Annotated in this window: 17 protein-coding genes; 12 read left to right on the top strand and 5 right to left on the bottom strand. The window is 66.9% G+C overall.

Going from position 1 to position 19,485, the window contains the following annotated elements; translation table 11 throughout:
• The first annotated feature begins 38 nt into the window (after positions 1–38).
• The 9 genes from WDN01_13745 (at position 39) to WDN01_13705 (ending at position 10,102) form a co-directional block, all read left to right on the top strand.
• Positions 39–1,598: an AMP-binding protein gene (locus WDN01_13745; protein ID MEJ0027086.1), complete on the top strand. Its 1,560-nt coding sequence runs from the start codon at positions 39–41 to the stop codon at positions 1,596–1,598.
• A gap of 95 nt (positions 1,599–1,693) precedes the next feature.
• Positions 1,694–2,140 (top strand): nuclear transport factor 2 family protein, encoded by a 447-nt coding sequence (locus WDN01_13740; protein ID MEJ0027085.1) that lies wholly within the window; start codon positions 1,694–1,696, stop codon positions 2,138–2,140.
• 70 nt (positions 2,141–2,210) lie between these two features.
• Entirely contained in the window at positions 2,211–3,104 is an 894-nt protein-coding gene (locus WDN01_13735) for a methylenetetrahydrofolate reductase (GenBank protein MEJ0027084.1), read from the top strand.
• Between the two features lie 130 nt (positions 3,105–3,234).
• Positions 3,235–3,726 carry a formate dehydrogenase subunit gamma gene (locus WDN01_13730; protein MEJ0027083.1) on the top strand — a complete coding sequence of 164 codons (492 nt, stop codon included), beginning with the start codon at positions 3,235–3,237 and terminating at the stop codon, positions 3,724–3,726.
• On the top strand, positions 3,723–5,237 hold the full coding sequence (locus WDN01_13725) for an NADH-ubiquinone oxidoreductase-F iron-sulfur binding region domain-containing protein (protein ID MEJ0027082.1): 1,515 nt from the start codon (positions 3,723–3,725) through the stop codon (positions 5,235–5,237). The genes WDN01_13730 and WDN01_13725 overlap by 4 nt, the downstream gene beginning before the upstream one ends.
• Positions 5,234–8,080 (top strand): formate dehydrogenase subunit alpha, encoded by a 2,847-nt coding sequence (gene fdhF, locus WDN01_13720; protein ID MEJ0027081.1) that lies wholly within the window; start codon positions 5,234–5,236, stop codon positions 8,078–8,080. The genes WDN01_13725 and fdhF overlap by 4 nt, the downstream gene beginning before the upstream one ends.
• 120 nt (positions 8,081–8,200) lie before the next feature.
• Positions 8,201–8,740 carry a VOC family protein gene (locus WDN01_13715; GenBank protein ID MEJ0027080.1) on the top strand — a complete coding sequence of 180 codons (540 nt, stop codon included), beginning with the start codon at positions 8,201–8,203 and terminating at the stop codon, positions 8,738–8,740.
• 12 nt (positions 8,741–8,752) lie between these two features.
• A complete protein-coding gene (locus WDN01_13710) occupies positions 8,753–9,583 on the top strand; it encodes a p-hydroxycinnamoyl CoA hydratase/lyase (protein MEJ0027079.1) in 831 nt (276 codons plus the stop codon).
• Positions 9,584–9,700: 117 nt separating this feature from the next.
• Positions 9,701–10,102: a DUF6491 family protein gene (locus WDN01_13705; protein ID MEJ0027078.1), complete on the top strand. Its 402-nt coding sequence runs from the start codon at positions 9,701–9,703 to the stop codon at positions 10,100–10,102.
• A 9-nt stretch (positions 10,103–10,111) separates the two neighbouring features.
• Here the strand turns inward: WDN01_13705 and WDN01_13700 are convergent, their stop codons facing one another.
• The gene (locus tag WDN01_13700) at positions 10,112–11,923 is read right to left on the bottom strand and encodes a DUF885 family protein (protein MEJ0027077.1); all 1,812 of its coding nucleotides are present in this window, start codon (positions 11,921–11,923) and stop codon (positions 10,112–10,114) included.
• Between the two features lie 116 nt (positions 11,924–12,039).
• Between WDN01_13700 and WDN01_13695 the strand changes: the two genes are divergently transcribed.
• Positions 12,040–13,551, top strand: a complete 1,512-nt coding sequence (locus WDN01_13695; protein MEJ0027076.1) for a YdiU family protein — start codon at positions 12,040–12,042, stop codon at positions 13,549–13,551.
• 1 nt (position 13,552) lies between these two features.
• On the opposite strand, the gene WDN01_13690 is transcribed toward WDN01_13695, so the two are convergent.
• A complete protein-coding gene (locus tag WDN01_13690; protein MEJ0027075.1) occupies positions 13,553–14,770 on the bottom strand; it encodes an MFS transporter in 1,218 nt (405 codons plus the stop codon).
• A 265-nt stretch (positions 14,771–15,035) separates the two neighbouring features.
• Here WDN01_13690 and WDN01_13685 point away from each other — a divergent pair, with 265 nt between their 5' ends.
• The gene (locus tag WDN01_13685; protein ID MEJ0027074.1) at positions 15,036–16,502 is read left to right on the top strand and encodes an MFS transporter; all 1,467 of its coding nucleotides are present in this window, start codon (positions 15,036–15,038) and stop codon (positions 16,500–16,502) included.
• 3 nt (positions 16,503–16,505) lie between these two features.
• Here WDN01_13685 and WDN01_13680 read toward each other — a convergent pair whose 3' ends face one another.
• Positions 16,506–17,111: a TetR/AcrR family transcriptional regulator gene (locus WDN01_13680; GenBank protein ID MEJ0027073.1), complete on the bottom strand. Its 606-nt coding sequence runs from the start codon at positions 17,109–17,111 to the stop codon at positions 16,506–16,508.
• A 98-nt stretch (positions 17,112–17,209) separates the two neighbouring features.
• Here WDN01_13680 and WDN01_13675 point away from each other — a divergent pair, with 98 nt between their 5' ends.
• Complete coding sequence (locus WDN01_13675; GenBank protein MEJ0027072.1) at positions 17,210–18,610, top strand: carotenoid oxygenase family protein; 1,401 nt, start codon at positions 17,210–17,212, stop codon at positions 18,608–18,610.
• On the opposite strand, the gene WDN01_13670 is transcribed toward WDN01_13675, so the two are convergent.
• Positions 18,607–18,942 carry a hypothetical protein gene (locus WDN01_13670; GenBank protein MEJ0027071.1) on the bottom strand — a complete coding sequence of 112 codons (336 nt, stop codon included), beginning with the start codon at positions 18,940–18,942 and terminating at the stop codon, positions 18,607–18,609. The genes WDN01_13675 and WDN01_13670 overlap by 4 nt on opposite strands.
• Entirely contained in the window at positions 18,939–19,466 is a 528-nt protein-coding gene (locus WDN01_13665; protein MEJ0027070.1) for a sigma-70 family RNA polymerase sigma factor, read from the bottom strand. The genes WDN01_13670 and WDN01_13665 overlap by 4 nt, the downstream gene beginning before the upstream one ends.
• Positions 19,467–19,485 lie beyond the last annotated feature (19 nt).

Genomic DNA, 19,485 nt, shown 5'->3' with positions numbered 1-19,485 from the left:
AGCGAAACGACGGGGCTTTGCGGCGTTTGGGAGCGTAAATGCCGAATTCCAGCAGCTTCGCGGCATCCGTCGGCGATCCGGTTCAGAGCGACATCGATTTCCTTGCCTATCACGCGCGGGCCAACGGCGCACGCATCGCCTGTGTCGATCTGCAAGAGAACCGAAGCCTGACTTATCGCGAACTCGACGGACTGGTCGCGCGGTGCACGGGCTGGCTGGCCGGGCTGCTCGAATCCGGCGCGCGGGTGGCGCTGCTGGCCCGCAACAGCCCGGATGCGCTGGTGCTGCATTTCGCCTGCGTGCGGGCCGGCATGATCTTCCAGCCGCTGAACTGGCGCCTGTCGGGCCGCGAGCTCGGCGTCCTGCTCGCCGATGCGGGACCGGAGGTGCTGATCTATCAAAGCGAGTTCGAGGAGGCGGCGCGGGAAGCGCTCGCGGCGCAGGACGTCCGGGACGTCATCCGTTGCGCGCCCGGCGATAACCGTTTCGCGGCGGCCATTGCAGCGCAGGCGCCGCATCCGGGCGGCGATTTCGGCGCCGATGCGCCGATCACCTTGCTCTACACCTCTGGGACGACGGGCAAGCCCAAGGGCGTGATCGTCACGCGGCGCAATGCCTGGGCGACGGCGTTCAACTTCGCGATGGCGAATGAGGTCGCGCCGCGCGACGTGCTGCTATGCGACATGCCGCTGTTCCACGTCGCCGGCCTGTTCGGCGTGGCGCGCGCGGCGCTGTTCATGGGCGGCACGGTGCTGATCTCCGACCGCTTCGTGCCGTCCGTGGCGCTGGCGCGGATGTCCGACCCCGATCTGGGCGTGACGCATTATTTCGCCGTGCCGCAGATGGCGGCGTCGATGCTGAACGATCCGTCCTTCGAATCCTCCGATCTTTCGCGGCTCAAGGGGCTCGTCATCGGCGGCGCGCCGCTGCCCAAATCGGTGGTCGAGCGCCTGGTCGCGGGCGGCGTGATGCCGGTCGAAGGCTATGGCCTCAGCGAGGGCGGCACGGTGCTCGCCGTTCCGCTCGATCCCGACACCGTGCTGCGCAAGGCCGGCACGTCCGGCGTCGCCGCGCCGATGATCGACATCCGGCTGGTCACCGCCGAGGGGCGCGAGGCCGGGGAGGGCGAAGTGGGCGAGATCTGGCTCAAAGGCCCGAGCGTCACGCCAGGCTATTGGAACCAGCCCGAAATAACGGCCAAGGCCTTTTCCGACGGCTGGTTCAAGACCGGCGACGCGGCGCGGCGCGACGCCGACGGGTTCTACCAGATCGTGGACCGCTGGAAGGACATGTACATCAGCGGCGGCGAGAACGTGTATCCCGCCGAGATCGAAAGCCTGCTCGCCGAACATCCCGCCATCGCGGAGGCCGCCGTCATCGGCGTGCCCGATCCGCAATGGGGCGAGAGCGGCGCGATCTATGTCGTGGCGGCGTCGAAGATCGACGCGGCGGACGTGCTCGGCCATCTGGCGGGGCGGATCGCGCGCTACAAGATGCCCAAGCATGTCGCCTTCGTGGAGACGCTGCCGCGCACCGGATCGGGCAAGGTCAAGAAGGACGAACTGCGCAACGCCTTCCGGGCGGAGGGGCAGCGTTAGGCCGCCGCCGCACGCTATCCAATCGCGGCCCGGCGTACTATTTTGTCGCAACGCCGGCGCGAAGATCGCCTGGGATATAACGGGGAGGATAGTTCATGCATTCGAGGATCCTTTTGTCTGCCGTCGCTTCGCTGTGCTTCGCATCGGCGGCGCTGGCGTCGCCGGAGAGCGACGCGAACAAGAAGCTGGTGACCGATGCGGTGACGATGCTGTTCATCGATCACAAGGTCGACCAGGCGGTCGACACCTATTTCGATCCCAACTACATCCAGCACAATCCCATGGTGCCGACCGGCGCGGCGCCGATGCGCGGCTTCTTCAAGAAGTTCTACATCGACAATCCCACGGCCACGATCGAGATCAGCCATGTCCTGGCCGACGGCGATCTGGTCGCGGTGCACTATCGCTTCAAGGTGAATGCGCAGGATCGCGGCATGGCGGCCATCGACATTTTCCGCGTGGGCAATGGGCACATCCTGGAGCATTGGGACGTGGTGCAGCCGGTTCCGGAAAAGGCGGCCAACAGCAACGGAATGTTCTAGGCGTCGCCATCGATGGACAGGCCCCGGCCTTTCTGCATGATGATCCGCAGACGTCATCGGAGGTGATCGCATGTCGAAATCGGGCCTGCAGCAGAAGCTCGAAGCCGGGACCTTCGTCCTGACCGCGGAGATCACGCCGCCCCTGTCGGCCAATCCGCACGACCTGATCGAGCGCGGCGCGCCGCTCAAGGGCCTGGCGGACGCGGTCAACGTCACGGACGGGGCGAGCGCGCGGGCGCATCTTGAATCCACCATCGCGGCGCATCTGCTGCTGCAGAGCGGGATCGAGCCGATCCTCCAGCTCACCTGCCGCGACCGCAACCGCATCGCGTTGCAGAGCCAGCTCGTCGGCGCCGCGGCGCTCGGCATCGTCAACGTCCTGTCGCTGACGGGCGACAATCCCAAGGCCGGCGACCAGCCCGACGCCAAGCCGGTCTTCGACCTGGATTCGGCGGGGCTGATCGCCACCGCGGCCTCGATCCGCGACAAGCATCAATTGCCGCACGGCCGCGCCGTGGCGGGCACGCCGAGCTATTTCATCGGCGCGGCCGACGCGCCGGTCGATCCGCCGGAGAACTGGGTGCCGGCGAGCCTGGAGAAGAAGCTGAAGGCCGGGGCGCAGTTCACCCAGACCCAGTTCTGCATGGATACCGGCGTGCTCAGGCGCTATGTGGCGCGGCTGGCGCAGCAAGGTCTGCTCGAGAAGGTCTACATGATCGTCGGCGTCGCGCCGCTCGCCTCGGCCAAGTCGGCGCTGTGGATCCGCAACAACCTGCCGGGCTCGATCGTGCCTGACTGGATCGTCGAGCGGCTGGAAAAGGCGGCCGATCCGAAGGCGGAAGGCGAGGCGATCTGCGTCGAGCTGCTCCGCGAAATGAAGGAGATCGCCGGCGTCGCCGGGGCGCACATCATGGCGCCGCTCAACGAGCCCGCCATCCCGCGCGTGATCGCCAGGATGCGCTGAGCGCCGTTGCGTAGGATTTCCAGCACCCCGACGCCGAGGAAGCAATAATCGACTTTGCGCGCAGTGCCGGCGTCTTGTGCTTTGCAAGGCGGCGCCGCTGTTCTATGCGTTGGCGATGAAAGCCGGTGACGTGAGCAGCGCGGTCAATATGGCGGGCAGCGCCTGGAGCGAGGATCGCGCCCGCGCGGCGATCGCGCCGCACGCTGCCGCGCCGGGCGGATTGCTGCCGGCGCTGCACGCGTTACAGGCCGAATTCGGCTTCGTCCCGAAGCCGGCCATCGCCCTCCTGGCACATGCCTTCAATCTGAGCCGCGCCGAAGTGTTCGGAGTCGCGAGCTTCTATCACGACTTCCGCCTCGACGGTCCGGCCGGCCGGCATGTGCTCAAGCTGTGCCGCGCCGAAGCCTGCCAGGCGGTCGGCGCCGAACGCGTCGCGGCGGCGGCGCACGCCACGCTCAAGCTCGGCTGGAGCGAAACCAGTTCCGACGGTGCGTGGACGCTGGAGCCGATCTACTGCCTGGGCCTTTGCGCCAGCGGACCTTCGGCCATGCTGGACGGCGAACCGGTTGGGCGTCTCGACGAGGTGAAACTCGCCGAATTGATCGCGCAGGCCGCGCCGTGACGATCCGCGCCCGCCTCTCGCACGACACGGCCTCCGTCGCGCTTGGCGGCAAGGCGGTGGCGCGCGCGCTGCGCGAGGCCGGGGTCGAGATCGTGCCGGTGGGTTCGCGCGGAATGTTCTGGCTCGAACCCTTTCTCGAAGTGCAGACGGCGTCGGGCTGGCGGGCCTTCGGGCCGGTCGCGGCGACGGACGTTCCGGGCATTCTCGAGGCCGTGCGTGTTGCGGGCACGCATCCCCTGTCGCCGGGCCGGATCGAGGATCATCCCTTCCTCGAGGCGCAGATGCGGCTGACCTTCGCGCGCTGCGGCTCGGTCGATCCGGCATCGCTTCAGGACTACGAGACGGCAGGCGGGTTGGCGGGGTTGAAGCGCGCCATCGAGATCGGGCCCAAGGCAATCCGCGAGGAGATTTTGGCGTCCGGCCTTCGTGGCCGGGGCGGCGCGGGTTTTCCGGCCGGAATCAAATGGAACGGCGCGGCGGAGGCGCCGGGTGACGTCAAATACGTCGTGTGCAATGCCGACGAAGGCGATTCCGGCACCTACGCCGACCGCATGCTGATGGAAGGCGATCCCTTCCTGCTGATCGAGGGCATGGCCATCGCCGCGGTCGCGACGGGGTCGACCAGGGGATTCATCTATATCCGTTCGGAATATCCGCTCGCCATCGCCGCGATGCGGCGCGCCATCGCGGTGGCGGAGGACACGGGATTGCTCGGCGCGAGCATCCTCGGCAGCGCCTTTGCCTTCGATCTCGAAGTCCGCGTCGGCGCGGGGTCTTATGTCTGCGGCGAGGAAACAGCGCTGCTCGAAAGCATCGAGGGGCGGCGCGGCCAGGTGCGCGCCAAGCCGCCGCTGCCGGTGCATGCCGGCCTGTTCGGCAAGCCGACGGTCATCAACAACGTGCTGACCTTCGCCGCCGCGCCGACCGTCCTGACCCAGGGCGCCGGCTTCTATCGCGATCTCGGCGTCGGCCGGTCGCGCGGCACCATGCCGATCCAGCTTGCCGGCGACATCAAACATGGCGGGCTGTTCGAGACGCCGTTCGGCGTCACGCTGGGCGAATTGGTAAACGACATCGGCGGCGGCACGGCGAGCGGCCGTCCCATCCGGGCCGTGCAGGTCGGCGGGCCGCTGGGCGCCTATTTCCCACCTTCGCTGTTCGATACGCCCTTCGACTATGAGGCGTTCACCGCGAAGGGCGGCCTGATCGGCCATGGCGGGATCGTGGTCTTCAACGACACCGTGGACATGGCGCACCAGGCACGCTTCGCGATGGAATTCTGCGCCGTCGAGAGTTGCGGGAAATGCACGCCCTGCCGCATCGGCTCGGTGCGGGGGACGGAGACCATCGACCGCCTTCTCAAGGGACCGGACAAGGCCGCGCAAATGGCGCTGCTGCGCGATTTGTGCGATACTATGAAGTCCGGATCGCTCTGTGCGCTGGGCGGCTTCGTGCCCTATCCGGTCCTCAGCGCCATCGATCATTTTCCGGAGGATTTTGTCGCGCGATGAGTCTGATCGAGGACATCGACTACGGAACCCCCGCCTCCAAGGCGGGCAAGCGCGTGCGCGTTTCCATCGACGGCAAGACGCTCGACGTGCCCGAAGGCACCTCGATCATGCGCGCGGCGATGGAGGCCGGCGTCGCCGTCCCCAAGCTCTGCGCGACCGACAACGTCAAGGCCTTCGGCTCCTGCCGGCTCTGCCTCGTCGAGATCGACGGCCGGCCGGGCACGCCGGCCTCCTGCACGACGCCGGTGGCCGGGGGCATGAAAGTGCGCACGCAGTCGGAGCGGCTGAAGAAGCTGCGCCGCGGCGTGATGGAGCTCTATATCTCCGACCATCCGCTGGATTGCCTGACCTGCGCCGCCAATGGCGACTGCGAATTGCAGGACATGGCGAGCGCGGTCGGCCTGCGCGAGATCCGCTACGGCTATACCGGCGACAATCATCTGGAAGACACGAAGGACGAGTCCAACCCGTATTTTACCTATGACCCGTCGAAATGCATCGTCTGCTCGCGTTGCGTGCGGGCCTGCGAGGAAGTGCAGGGCACTTTCGCGCTGACCATCGGGGCGCGCGGCTTTGAATCGCGCGTCACGGCCGGCGCGGCCGAAGACTTCTTCGATTCCGAATGCGTCTCCTGCGGCGCCTGCGTGCAGGCCTGCCCGACCGCGACGCTGATCGAGAAATCCGTCATCGCCATCGGCCAGCCGGAGCATTCCGCGGTCACGACCTGCGCTTATTGCGGCGTCGGCTGCACCTTCAAGGCGGAGATGCGCGGCGAGGAAGTCGTGCGCATGGTGCCGCACAAGGACGGCAAGGCCAATCACGGCCATTCCTGCGTCAAGGGCCGCTTCGCCTGGGGCTATGCCCAGCACAAGGACCGCATCCTGAAGCCCATGATCCGCGCGAACATCGCCGATCCGTGGCGCGAGGTAAGCTGGGACGAGGCGTTCGCCCATACGGCGTCGGAATTCAAGCGCATCCAGGCGAAATATGGCCGGAACGCGCTCGGCGGCATCACGTCGTCGCGCTGCACCAACGAAGAGGCCTATCTCGTCCAGAAGCTGGTGCGCCACGTCTTCGGCAACAACAATGTCGACACCTGCGCCCGCGTCTGCCACTCGCCCACCGGCTACGGCCTCAAGACGGCGTTCGGAACCTCGGCCGGGACGCAGGATTTCGATTCCGTCGAGCAGGCGGACGTCATCCTGGTCATCGGCGCCAACCCGACCGACGGCCATCCCGTCTTCGCCTCGCGCATGAAGAAGCGGCTGCGCGAGGGCGCCAAGCTGATCGTGATCGATCCGCGCCGCATCGACCTGGTGCACACGCCGCATGTCGCCGCCGACTATCACCTGCCGCTGAAGCCCGGCACCAATGTCGCGATGCTGACCGCGCTGGCGCATGTCATCGTGACCGAAGGGCTGGTCGCCAAGGATTTCGTGCGCGAGCGCGGCGATGCCGAGTCCTTTGCCGAATGGTCGGCCTTCGTCGCCGATCCGTCGCGCAGCCCGGAAGCGACGGAAATCTTCACCGGCGTGCCGGCGGATCTGGTGCGCGGCGCCGCGCGGCTCTACGCGAAAGGGCCCAACTCCGCGATCTATTACGGGCTCGGCGTGACCGAGCACAGCCAGGGCAGCACGACCGTCATGGCCATCGCCAATCTCGCCATGGCGACCGGCAATATCGGCCGAGAGGGCGTCGGCGTGAATCCGCTGCGCGGCCAGAACAATGTCCAGGGCGCGTGCGACATGGGCTCGTTTCCGCATGAGCTCTCCGGCTACCGCCATGTCTCGGACGAGGCGGCGCGCGCCTTGTTCGAATCCGTCTGGGGCGGCGCGCTCGACCACGAGCCTGGGCTGCGTATCCCCAACATGCTCGATGCGGCCGTCGAGGGCCGCTTCAAGGGCATCTACATCCAGGGCGAGGACATCCTGCAATCCGATCCCAACACCAAGCACGTCATGGCCGGCCTCGCGGCGATGGAATGCGTCGTGGTGCACGACCTGTTCCTCAACGAGACCGCCGACTATGCGCATGTCTTCCTGCCGGGCTCGACCTTCCTGGAGAAGGACGGCACCTTCACCAATGCCGAACGGCGTATCCAGCGCGTGCGCAAGGTGATGGCGCCGAAGGCCGGCCTCGCCGACTGGGAAGTCACGCTAAGGCTGGCGGAGGCGATGGGCATTCCCATGCCTTACGATCATCCGTCGCAGATCATGGACGAGATCGCGCGCCTCACGCCGACCTTCACGGGCGTCAGCTACGAGAAGCTGGAGGAAATGGGGTCTATCCAGTGGCCGTGCAACGACAGGGCACCGGAAGGAACGCCGGTGATGCATATCGGCAATTTCGTGCGCGGCAAGGGCAATTTCGTGCTGACGGAATATGTCGCGACGGACGAGAAGGTCGGTCCGCGCTTCCCGCTGCTGCTCACCACCGGACGTATCCTCAGCCAATATAATGTCGGCGCCCAGACGCGCCGCACCGCCAATGTGGCATGGCATCAGGAAGACCGGCTGGAGATCCATCCGCACGATGCCGAGGAGCGCGGCATCCGCGACGGCGACTGGGTCAAGCTGCAGAGCCGTGCGGGCTCGACCGCGCTGCGCGCCCTGGTCTCGGACCGCATGGCGCCGGGCGTCGTCTACACGACGTTCCACCATCCCGGCACCCAGGCCAATGTCGTGACGACCGAGTATTCCGACTGGGCGACCAACTGCCCGGAATACAAGGTGACCGCGGTCCAGGTTGCGCCGTCCAACGGCCCGACCGAATGGCAGGACGCCTATCGCAAGCACAGCAGCGAGAGCCGGCAGATCGCCGCACCCGTGGCCGCCGCGGAATAGGCCCGCCGCCGCAACGCATCAATCGGTCAGGACGGCCCAGCCGCCTTGTTTGCAAGGCGGATATGGCTTGCGCTAACATCGTGTGTGTTGCTTACAAATAACGGGACAGGGGGAGCGCGCATGGCGCATCTGAATTTCGGCCAGCCCGACAAGGGCATCATGCAGATGGCCTATGTCGTGAAGGACCTGCGCGCGGCGATCGACGAATGGGTCAAGCGCCTGAACGTCGGGCCGTGGTTCGTGCTCGATCATTTCACCGGCGTCGATCCGGTCTATCGCGGCAAGCCGTCCAAGGCCGATATCACCCTGGCGATGTCGTTCGCCGGGCACATGAACATCGAGCTGATCCAGCCCAATGACGATCATCCGTCCGTCTACAAGGAGCTGATCGACAGAAGCGGCCACGGCTTCCACCATTGGGGCATCGCGAGCGCCGATTTCGCCGGCGACCTGGCGCGCTACGAGGCGATGGGCATGGAGGTCGCGTTCCGCCTCGGCGTGCCGACCGGCGGCGAGGTGGCGTATCTCGAAACCAAGGGTGCGCTGCCGGGCTTCGTCGAGTTGATCGAAACCAGCCCCGGCATGGAGCGCGCCTTCGGCGGCTTCTATGGCGCCGCGTTGACCTGGGATGGCACCAACCCCGTCCGTTCCTTCGGCTAAGAGAGAAAGCCCGTGTCCGAACCCACCTTCACCACCGTCTCCTATTCCATCGACAGCGGCATCGGCTGGCTGCGCTTCGCCCGCCCGGCCAAGCGCAACGCGATGAGCCCGACCCTCAACCGCGAGATGGCCTTGGCGCTCGACCATCTCGAATTCCGCGACGATGTCGGCGTGCTGGTGCTGACCGGCGAGGGCGAGGCCTGGTCCGCCGGCATGGACCTCAAGGAATATTTCCGCGAGACCGAGGCGCAGGGCCTCTCCGGTACGCGGCGCGCCCAGCGCGCGGCCTATACCTGGTGGCGCCAGCTGCGCTGGTACCAGAAGCCGACCATCGCGATGGTCAATGGCTGGTGCTTCGGCGGCGGCTACGGTCCGCTTTTCGCCTGCGACCTCGCCTTCGCGGCGGAGGAGGCGAAGTTCGGCCTCAGCGAGATCAATTGGGGCATCCTGCCCGGCGGCGGCGCGACCAAGGTCGCCACCGAGCTGATGCCGATGCGCGATGCGATGTATCATGCGCTTACCGGCGAGATGATCGACGGCAGGAAAGCGGCCGAGTGGCGCCTCGTCAACGAGGCGGTGCCGCTGGCCAAGCTCGAGGCGCGGGTGCGCGAGGTGGCGCAGGTTCTGCTGCAGAAGAATCCCGTGACCCTGAAGGCTGCCAAGGATGCGGTGCGGCGCGTGCGCGAGATGACCTATGAAAACGCCGAAGACTATCTGATCCGCGCCCAGGAAGCGGCCAACAGCTTCGACGATGTCGGCCGCAAGGAAGGCATAAGGCAATTCATCGACGACAAGACCTACAAGCCGGGCCTCGCCCCTTACGACAAGGCGAAGCGGCGCTGATTTACGGACGAAATGATACGATTATAAAATTTGCGATATTCGAGACCTAGAATATTGATCCACGAGGGCCGAGGTTCGATATACTGACCGAGGGCCTTTCGTGGAGTTTATCGTATCATGAAGCTACCGATTTTCATCTTCGCTTCTGCTCTCGGTCTGGCGCTGACGGGGGCCGCCGCCCGCGCCGACGAGCCGCCGGCACCGACGAAGGCTCCGGCCTGTTTCCTGGTCAGCAATTTCGAGAATTGGAAGGCCGCGGACGCCAAGACGATCAATGTCCGGGTGAACCTGCACCAATATTATCGCCTGGATCTGGCCGCGTCCTGCCCGGCGCTGCTGTGGCCGTCCGCCTATCTCATCACCGAATGGCACGGCACCAACTCGGTGTGTTCCGCGATCGACTGGGACATCAAGGTGGCGCAGAGCCCGGGCGGCATCCAGTCCGCCTGCATCGTCAAGACGATGACGCCGCTCACCTCGGCCGAGGCCGCCGCCATCCCGAAGAAGTTCAAGCCGTAAGGCCGCCGCTCAGCCCGCGGCCTTCGCCGCGATATAGCGGTCGATCACGCCGTCGAGCACGTCGAGCGGCACCCGGCCGCAGTCGAGGCCGGCTTCGTGGAAGTCCTTGATGTCGTATTTCGCGCCGAGCGCGGTGCGCGCGCGCTCGCGTGCCTTCGTCCATACGGTGTGGCCGAGCTTGTAGCTGCACGCCTGTCCGGGCGTGGCGCAATAGCGCTCGACCTCGCGCGCGGCGAAACCGGGTGCGTCGCCGCCATGCTCGACGAAATAGCGGACCGCCTGTTCGCGGCTCCATTTCAGGTGATGGACGCCGGTGTCAACGACGCAGCGGTTGGCGCGGAAGAGCTGGAATTTCAGATAGCCGATGCGGCCCAGGGGATCGTCGTCATACATGCCGATCTCGTCGGCGAGCTGTTCGGCGTAGAGCGCCCAGCCTTCGGCATAGCCCGAGAAGCCGGTGATCTTGCGAATCAGCGGCAGGTTCGTATTGGCAAGCGCGAGCCCGCCCTCGAGCTGATGGCCGGGCAGGCCCTCGTGGAAGACCGTCGTGGAGAGGCACCATTTGGGCCATTCGGCGCTGTCGTGCAGATTGAAATAGACGATGCCGGGGCGCGTGCCGTCGAGCGTCGGCGCCTGCGAGAAGGCCGAGGCCGCACCGGGTTCGGTCTGCAGCGGCACGCGGCGGACTTCGAATTTGTAATCCGGCAGGCGCCGGAAGACGCTCGGCAGGTGCGGGCGGATCTCGGCCAGCCGCTGGTTGCAATAGGCGATGCACTGCGCCTTGCCGTCGTCGGTGTTGGGATAGACCTCCTGCTGATAGAGCGCGAGGATGCGCTCGCCGACCGTGCCCTGCGTCATGCCCTGCTTTTGCAGGAGCGTGTCGATCCGCGCCGCGATCTCCTTGCCCTGGTCGAGGCCGAGCCGATGGATCGCGTCGGGCGAAAGGCCGGTCGTCGTCGTGGAACGCAGCGCCGCGGCGTAGAACGCCTCGCCCTGGGCGAACCGCCACAGGCCCGCATCGTGCACGGCGGCGGCGCGCAGCATCTTGGTCTCCGCGATCAGCCCGTCCAGCGCCGGGCCGATCTGCGCGTCGTAGATCGCGGCGGCCTTCGCCGGATAGTCGTCGCCAAGGCCTTTCTCCTTCGCGCGGCGCGCGATGGACGTGACGAGAAGCGACTTGTCGGCGGTGGTGCGCGTCGCGGTCATCTGCTCCAGCGCGCGGTCGAGCAGGAAGTCCGGCGGCACGACGCCTTGCGCCGCGTCGTGCCGCATGCGCTCGGTGTTGCCGGCGATCTGACCGGCGAAGGCGCCCAGCCGCGCGAGATAGGCGTCGGCATCGGACGCGACGTCGATACGGTGCTTGGTGTCGAGGAAATCGGGCACCGACTGGTAGGCGCCGGTGAGCTGGCTCACCACATAGGGCGAGGGGCCGTAGGACGTGCCGCCGAAATCGAAAGCGTTGATCGCGGCCGCCGACTCCCGTGTGTAAAGAAGGGTATCGTAGTTCACCCGGTCCAGGCCGGTCAGCGCGGTCGCGTCGATCTGCCTGAGGCGGCGGAGCTGGTCGGCGGTCCGCGCCTTCGCGGCGGCGATGCCGGCGGGCGATTCATCGCGCAGCCTGCTCTTGAGGTCGGCGTTCGGTCCCTTGTCGAAGCCGAGCTGCGTCGCGCCCTCCGGGTTCTGCCGCAGCGTCTCCTGGAAGATGGCATCGAGCAGCGCATCGAGCCTGGCCGCCTCGCCGGACGCGGCCTGGAGCGGTATCGGTTGCGCGGCGAGCGCGCCGGCGGCGGTCGAGGCGAGGAATTCGCGGCGGCTGAGCATGGACGTCCCGACTGGCAAGAGCGCGAAAGGCTAGGGCGGGCCGTCCGCCTCTCGCAAGGTTGGGAACCCGGCAATTCGGTCGCGCGCGGCATCGCGGTGCTGATATAGTGCCGCGCATGAGCGAGCTTTCCGTTGCAGAGGCCGATCGCGTCGCGCCGCCGGTCTTTGCGTTCGACAACAGCTATGCGCGGCTGCCGGAGCGGTTCTATGCGCGGCAGGCGCCGACGCCGGTCGCCGCGCCGCGCCTGATCCGCGTCAACGCCGAACTCGCGCGGCGGCTTGGGATCGATCCCGCGCGTCTCGCCTCGGCGGAGGGCGTCGCGGCGCTGGCCGGCAACCGCGTTCCCGCGGGCGCCGAGCCGATCGCCATGGCCTATGCCGGCCATCAATTCGGCAATTGGGTGCCGCGCCTGGGCGACGGCCGCGCCGTCCTGCTGGGCGAGGTCGTGGGGCGCGACGGCATCCGCTACGACATTCAGCTCAAGGGCTCCGGTCCGACGCCGTTCTCGCGCAACGGCGACGGCCGCGCCGCTTTGGGGCCGGTGCTGCGCGAATACATCGTCAGCGAGGCGATGGCGGCGCTCGGCATTCCCACGACGCGCACGCTGGCGGCGGTGACGACGGGCGAACGCATGCTCCGCCAGGAGGGCATGCTGCCCGGCGCGGTGCTGACACGGGTATCGCGCAGCCATGTGCGGGTCGGCACGTTCGAATATTTCGGCAATCGCGGCGATACGGAAGGCGTGCGCGCGCTCGCGGACTATGTGATCGCGCGGCTCTATCCCGAGGTGGCGCGGGGCGACTATCGCGCGCTGCTGGACGCGGTCATCGCGCGGACGGCGAGCCTGGTGGCGCGCTGGCAGCTTGTCGGCTTCATCCATGGCGTGATGAACACGGACAATACCTCCATCGCGGGCGAGACGATCGATTACGGCCCCTGTGCCTTCCTGGACGCCTACGACCCGGCGAAGGTGTTCAGCTCCATCGACCAGGGCGGCCGCTATGCCTTCGGCAACCAGCCGCGCATCGCCCAGTGGAACCTGGTGCGCTTCGCGCAGGCCCTGCTGCCATTGCTGGGCGAAGACGAGGACGGCGCGATCAAGACGGCGCAAGCGGCGATCGATGCCTATCCGGCGCGGTTCGAGGCGGCCTATTACGAAGGCCTGCGGGCGAAGTTCGGATTCGGCCAGGCCTATGACGACGACCTGCCGCTGATCGGCGAATTCCTCCGCCACATGGCGGACGGCCGCGCCGATTTCACGCTGACCTTCCGCCGGCTCGGCGATAGCGCGGGCGATGCGGGCGCGGTCGAGGATTTGCGCGCGCTGTTCGACAATGCCGCGGCGCTCGACGTCTGGCTCGACAAATGGCGGGCGCGGCTGGCGCTGGAGCATGTCGCGCCGGCGGAGCGGGCGGCCGCCATGCGTGCCGTCAATCCGGCCTTCATTCCGCGCAACCATCGCGTCGAGGCGGCCATCGTCGCGGCCCAGGACAAGGACGACTATGCGCCGTTCGAGGAACTGCTGACGGTCCTGTCGAAGCCCTATGACGACCAGCCGGAATTTGCCGCCTATAGGGCGGCGCCCAAGCCGGACGAACTCGTGCTGCAGACCTTCTGCGGCACCTGATTCAGGCGGCGACGGCGGCGCGCGGACGCGTCCCGGCCGCGACCGCGAAGAAGAAGAGGATGGCCGCCAGTCCCGACAAGGCATCGGCGAGCAGCAGGCCCTCGGCGTGCCAGCGGCCGAAGGCGATGCCTTCGACAGTGGTCATGTACATGATCGGCACGTTCGAAAGCGCTGCGTAGATGTTGTACTTCGTCGCCGCCGCGCCGCGTCCGATGGCTTCCAGGACCACGGCGCTGAACGAGGCGTAGTTGAAGCCCTGGATGAAGGCGTAGAGCAGAGTGAAGGTGACGAACATCTGCGCCGAGCGTGCCGCCGCGGCCATTGCCAGCGCGACCGCGGCAAGAAACACGCCGAACAGGGCATAGGCGAATTTGCGGTCCATCCGGTCGCAGAGATAGCCGCCCACCACGCAGCCTATGGCCGATACGATGCCGCCCAAGACGCCGTTGACGAGCGCGACGGTGTCGGCGTTGGCATGCCAGTCGCCCGCGACGGACGCCCAGAGGTTGGATGCCGCGCCCGAGCCGATCGGCAGGAAGCAGATCAGCAGCGCCAGATAGCCGGCGCGGGACTTCGCCGTGTTCCAGACGTCCTGCGCGACGCCCGCCAGGCTGCGGAAATAGGAGGCGTGCCGGTGATCGGTCGGCGGTTCGGCGATGAACAGCAAAGCGATGCAGCAGGCCAGGAACAGCGCGGCCATGGCGGCGCCGGGCAGCCACGCATAGGAAAAATGCTGCGCCAGCCACAGCGCGCCGCCGCCGCCGATGCCCGAGCCGCCGAGATTGCCCGCCTGGTACCAGCCGGCGGCGCGGCCTTTCTGGTCTTCCGAGGTGGCATGCGCCATCAGGTTCTCGGCCGCCATGGCGAGGAATGTCGTGGCGGTGCTGTTCGCGACGACGAGCACGGTGATGGCGAAAAGACCCGCCTTGGTGATCGGGAAGAAGCCGATGGCGCCCAGCGTGACGGCGCAGACCACGGCGGCGAGGAAATACCAGGTCTTGCTGTTCAGGGTCGTATCGACGATGGGCGCCCAGAAGAACTTCCAGGTCTGCGGCACGAGGCTGAGCGCGATCAGTCCGGCGATCGCGCCGACGCTGACGCCGGCTTGCGACAGCAGGAAGCCCAGCGTCACGACCAGATAGCCGTTGGACGCGCCGAACGGCGTGCAAAGCAACAGAAAGACGACGGGATGGGTATTCTTAAGCCCGATTGTGCTCACGCCATGTCCCGTCATGCGACAATCGACTGTAGCGGAACCATGACGGTGTGCAACGATCCCGACACGAAGTTGTCGGCGAACCTTTGCAAAGGCCGTCGCGGGAACGGATCGCGACCGCGACTGACCGCCATTTGCCGGGTTTCGCGGGCCCGGGCCGTGCTCGCGCGGATTTTGGTTGCGCGGCCGGGCGAAACCCGTGTGAAGTCCTCATATGAAATGAATGTCACGAAAGGCCCCTAAGAGGCCGATCTGGGAGATCTGACGCATGAGCAACCCGACGTCGAGTTCGCCGCCCGCGAAGAGGCTGCCGGCATGGCTGCTGGCGCCGTTTTCCAGCGCGGCGATGCCTTACTCCGCGCTGGGAATTCCGCTCACGGTCTATCTGCCGAATTACTATGCCAGCCATATCGGCCTCACGCTCGCGGCGGTCAGCGCCGCCTTCGGCGTGGTTCGCCTGACCGACATCTTCTTCGATCCCATGATCGGCATCGCGGTGAACGCGACCGACACGCGTTTCGGGCGCTTTAGGCCCTGGATGATCGCCAGCGTGCCGCTGCTGATGCTGGCGTCCTACATGATCTTCATGGCCGAGCCGGGCTCCAGCCGGCTGTACCTGGTCGTCTGGCTGCTGGTCCTCTATGCCGGCTATTCCATGATCACGCTGGGCCACGCCGCCTGGGCCGCGGCGCTCGTGCCGGAATACCACCAGCGAAGCCGCATCTATAGCTGGATGCAGACGGTCGGCGTGATCGCCATCGTCGTCATCCTGGCGCTTCCCGTCGTGCTCAAGCTCGGCTGGCACATGACCGACGCCCAGGGCGTGCAGGCCATGGGTTGGTTCCTACTGGCCGTCACGCCGCTCACCGTGCTGCTCTGCATCGCCGCGGTCGGCGAGCCGCGCCAGGTGGAAACCGCCAACCGCATCACGCTGAAGGACTATTGGACGATGATCGCGCGGCCTTCGCTGCTGCGCGTCCTGGCGGCGGACCTGTTTCTGGCCCTGGGCCCCGCGATCACGGCGGTGCTCTATCTCTTCTTCTTCACCCAGGCGCTGGGCTTCACGCGGACCCAGACCAATTCGCTGCTGCTGATCTATATCGCGGCGGGCCTGTTCGGGGCGCCCTGCTGGTCGCTGGTCTCGAACCGCATCGGCAAGCACAAGACGGTGATGTCGGCCTGCGTGCTCTACGGCCTGGCGCAGGCGACGGTGTTCGTGCTTCCCCACGGCTCGATGGCGTTCATGGTGCCGGGAATGATGTTCGCCGGCTTCGTGGTGAGCTGCTTCACCTTCCAGATCCGCTCGATGATCGCCGACGTTAGCGACGAGGTGCGGCTCGACATCGGCAAGGACCGTTCGGCGCTGCTCTACGGGCTGATCGTCGCGACCTCCAAGATCGGCTCGGCGCTCGCCGTCATCATCACTTTCCCGCTTATCCAGGCCTTCGGCTTCGATCCCAAGGAAGGCGTCGTGAACACCGGCATCGCGCTGGACGCGCTGGAGGCCTGCTATGTCATCGTGCCCGTGCTGACCATGTTCGTCGGCGCCCTGGCGCTGTGGGGCTACAAGCTCGACGCCGAACGGCACGACGTCATCCGCGCCGATCTCGCGACGCGCGCGGCGGAGATCGAGGCGCAAGCCCTGGCGGGAGCGGCCGGCGTGGCGGAAAGCCTCTCTGGCTCGGAGCCGGCGCTGGGCGCGCCGCAGACCGTGCCGCTCGGCGCGGGCCAATAGGGCTCAAGCCTTCTTCGTCCGATAGCCCTCGAACAGCACGCGGAACGATTCGCCGCTGATCCGGTCGAAGTCGTATTCGGTGCCCAGCTTGCCCGCCAGCCGGAGCACCACCGCGCCGTGCAGCGAGGCCCAGAAGACATGGCCGATCAGATCGGGATCGCCTTGCAGGATTCCGTCCTGCACCAGGGCGCGGACATAGGCCGTCATCGTCGCGCGGGCGCGGGTGTTGGCCTCGACCAGTTCGGGATAGGCCGTCTCGTCGGGCTGCGAGAGGTCGAACATCAGCCGGTAGGCGGCCGGTTCGCCGAAGGCGAAATCGACATAGGCGCGGTACACGGCGCCGGACTTCTCCGGCGCGGTGGCGGCGTTCCGGAACGCGGCTTCGAGGGAGTCGGCGAAGCGGTTGAAGGCGCGGGCGCGCACCGCCGCCAGGATGTCGTCCTTGTCCTTGAAATAGCGGTAGGGCGTCATCGCGCTGACGCCGATCTGGCTCGCCAGTTCCCGCATGGTGAAGCCCTCGCGGCCCTTGGCATCGAACAGCCGGGTCGCGGCTTCGCAGAGCCGTTCGCGGAAATCGGCAACGTCGGTTTGGCTGAGGATGCGCGGCATCAGGATACCTTTTGAATGATTCTAAACTTGCCTACCGAGATAGGTATATGCTATAAATTTACGAAGTAAATGATTTCACTTTTTTGAGAGGCCGACCCATGAACGCTCCCGTCCGTCTCAATCCCTACCTTGCCGGCAACTTCGCGCCCGTCCCGAGCGAGGACGACTTCATCGATCTTGCGGTCACCGGGGAGATCCCCGCCGCGCTGCGCGGCGCGTTCTACCGCAACGGTCCCAATCCGCAGTTCACGCCGCGCGATCCCAATCACCACTGGTTCGTCGGCGACGGCATGCTGCACGCCTTCTTCGTCGCGGACGGCAAGGTCTCCTACAAGAACCGCTACATCCGCACGCCGAAATGGGAGCTGGAGCATGCCGCGGGCAAGTCGCTGTTCGGCTCCTTCGGCAATCCGCTGACGAGCGATCCATCCGTGATCGGCAAGGAGTCCGGCGTCGCCAATACGAATGTCGTGTGGCACGCGGGCAAGCTGCTCGCGCTCGAAGAGGCCCACCAGCCGCTGGAAGTCGATCCGCTGTCGCTCGCGACGCGTGGCTCTATCGACTATGCGGGCGCGGCCAAATGCTTCACGGCGCATCCCAAGATCGATCCGAAGACCGGCGAGATGGTGTTCTTCGGCTATGGCGTGGGCCCGATGCCGCTGTCGGCCGGCATGGCCTATGGCGTCGTCGACAAGGCCGGGAAGGTCACGCGGCTGGACACCTTCGACGCGCCCTATGCCAGCATGGTGCACGATTTCTGCGTCACCGACCGCCATGTCCTGTTCCCGGTCCTGCCGCTGTCCGCCAGCCTGCCGCGCGCGATGAGCGGCAAGCCCGCTTTCGGCTGGGAGCCGGAGCTGGGCGGCCGCATCGGCCTGATGGCCCGCGATAAAGGCATCGAGACGATCCGCTGGCTCGATACCGATCCTTGCTATGTCTTCCATCCGATGAACGCCTGGGAAGAAGGCGACAAGCTTTACGCCGACGTCATGCAATATGCGCAGGCGCCGCTGTTCCCCAATGCCGACGGCTCGCCGGGCAAGCCGTGCTCGGCTTATCTGGTGCGCTGGGAGGTCGATCTTTCGGGCAAGACCCATACCGTGAAGCAGACCAGGCTCGACGATCTCGCGGGCGAATTCCCGCGCATGGACGAGCGCCGTGCCGGGCTCTCCTACCGCCACGGCTATTTCGCTGCCGACACGCGCGACAGCGGCAAGATCCTGTTCAATGCCATCGCCCATATCGACTTCAAGACCGGCAAGCGCGCCGCGCACCAGATGGCGGACGGCGATTCGCCGGGCGAGCCGATCTTTGTCCCGAAGAGCGAGAACGCGGCGGAAGGCGAAGGCTGGCTGGTCGCGCTCGTCTATCGCGGCGCCGAGGACCGCACCGACTTCGTCGTCTACGACGCGACGGATGTCGCCAAGGGTCCCATCGGCACGGCGAAACTGCCGCGCCGCGTGCCGTTCGGCTTCCACGGGAACTGGCGGCCGGCCTAACGCAGCGCTCTGCGTCCGGATGCCCATAGCGACAGCGCCGCCGCGAGCAGCAACGCGGCGGCGGTGACGACGCCGATGGCCGAGTTGAAGAAGCTACCGACGCCGCCGGCGAGCAGCGCGATGCCGGACACCGACTCGGCGATCAAATCCCTCGTCGCCGGCCAGCTCGCCCAGACCGCCAGGAGCAGCGCCGCGACGACGGCGAACGGCGCGGCCACGGCGAGCCGCCGGCGCCGCGCGAGGCGCGCCGTGACGCCGGCGACGAAGGCATCGTCGGCGGGAAGGTCGGGCTGCTCCGCGAACAGGCGGACGAGGTCGCTGTCGTCGCTCATGGGCCGAGCCATTCTCGCAGCCGCGCGCCGCCGCGCGCAACATGCGATTTGACGGTGCCGAGCGGCCAGCCGGTGGCGTCCGCGATCTCGCCATGGCTGAGACCCTCGCCATAGGACAGCGTCACGCAGAGCCGTTGCGCCGGGCTGAGCCTGGCGAGGGCGCGGTCGAGATCGATGCGTTCGGCCGCGGGCGGCGCGGCCTGATCCGTCTCATCGACATCGTCCAGCGGTTCGAGCGCCAGCTTGGCGCGGCGGGCGTGCTGCAGCCAGACGCGTATCGCGACCTGCTTGAGCCAGCCGCCGAACGCCGCCGCGTTGCGCAGCTGGGACAGCGCGCGCCATGCCCGGACGAAGGCCTCCTGCGCCAGGTCGTCGGCCAGCGCCGCATCGCCGCTGAGCCGGCGCAGGAGGCCGCGCACGGTCCCCTGGCGCCGGCCTACCAGCTCGGCGAAGGCGCGCGCGTCGCCCAGCGCCGCCAGCGTCACCACATGCGCCTCCGCAAGATCGCCATAGCGTCTGCTCACATCCCGCGCCCCCTTGGGA

Origin of the sequence: Rhizomicrobium sp., from assembly GCA_037200985.1 — a bacterium.
Taxonomy (GTDB): Bacteria; Pseudomonadota; Alphaproteobacteria; order Micropepsales; family Micropepsaceae; genus Rhizomicrobium.
The sequence above is the reverse complement of the archived record's forward strand: the minus strand, read 5'-3'. Positions and strand labels throughout refer to the sequence as shown.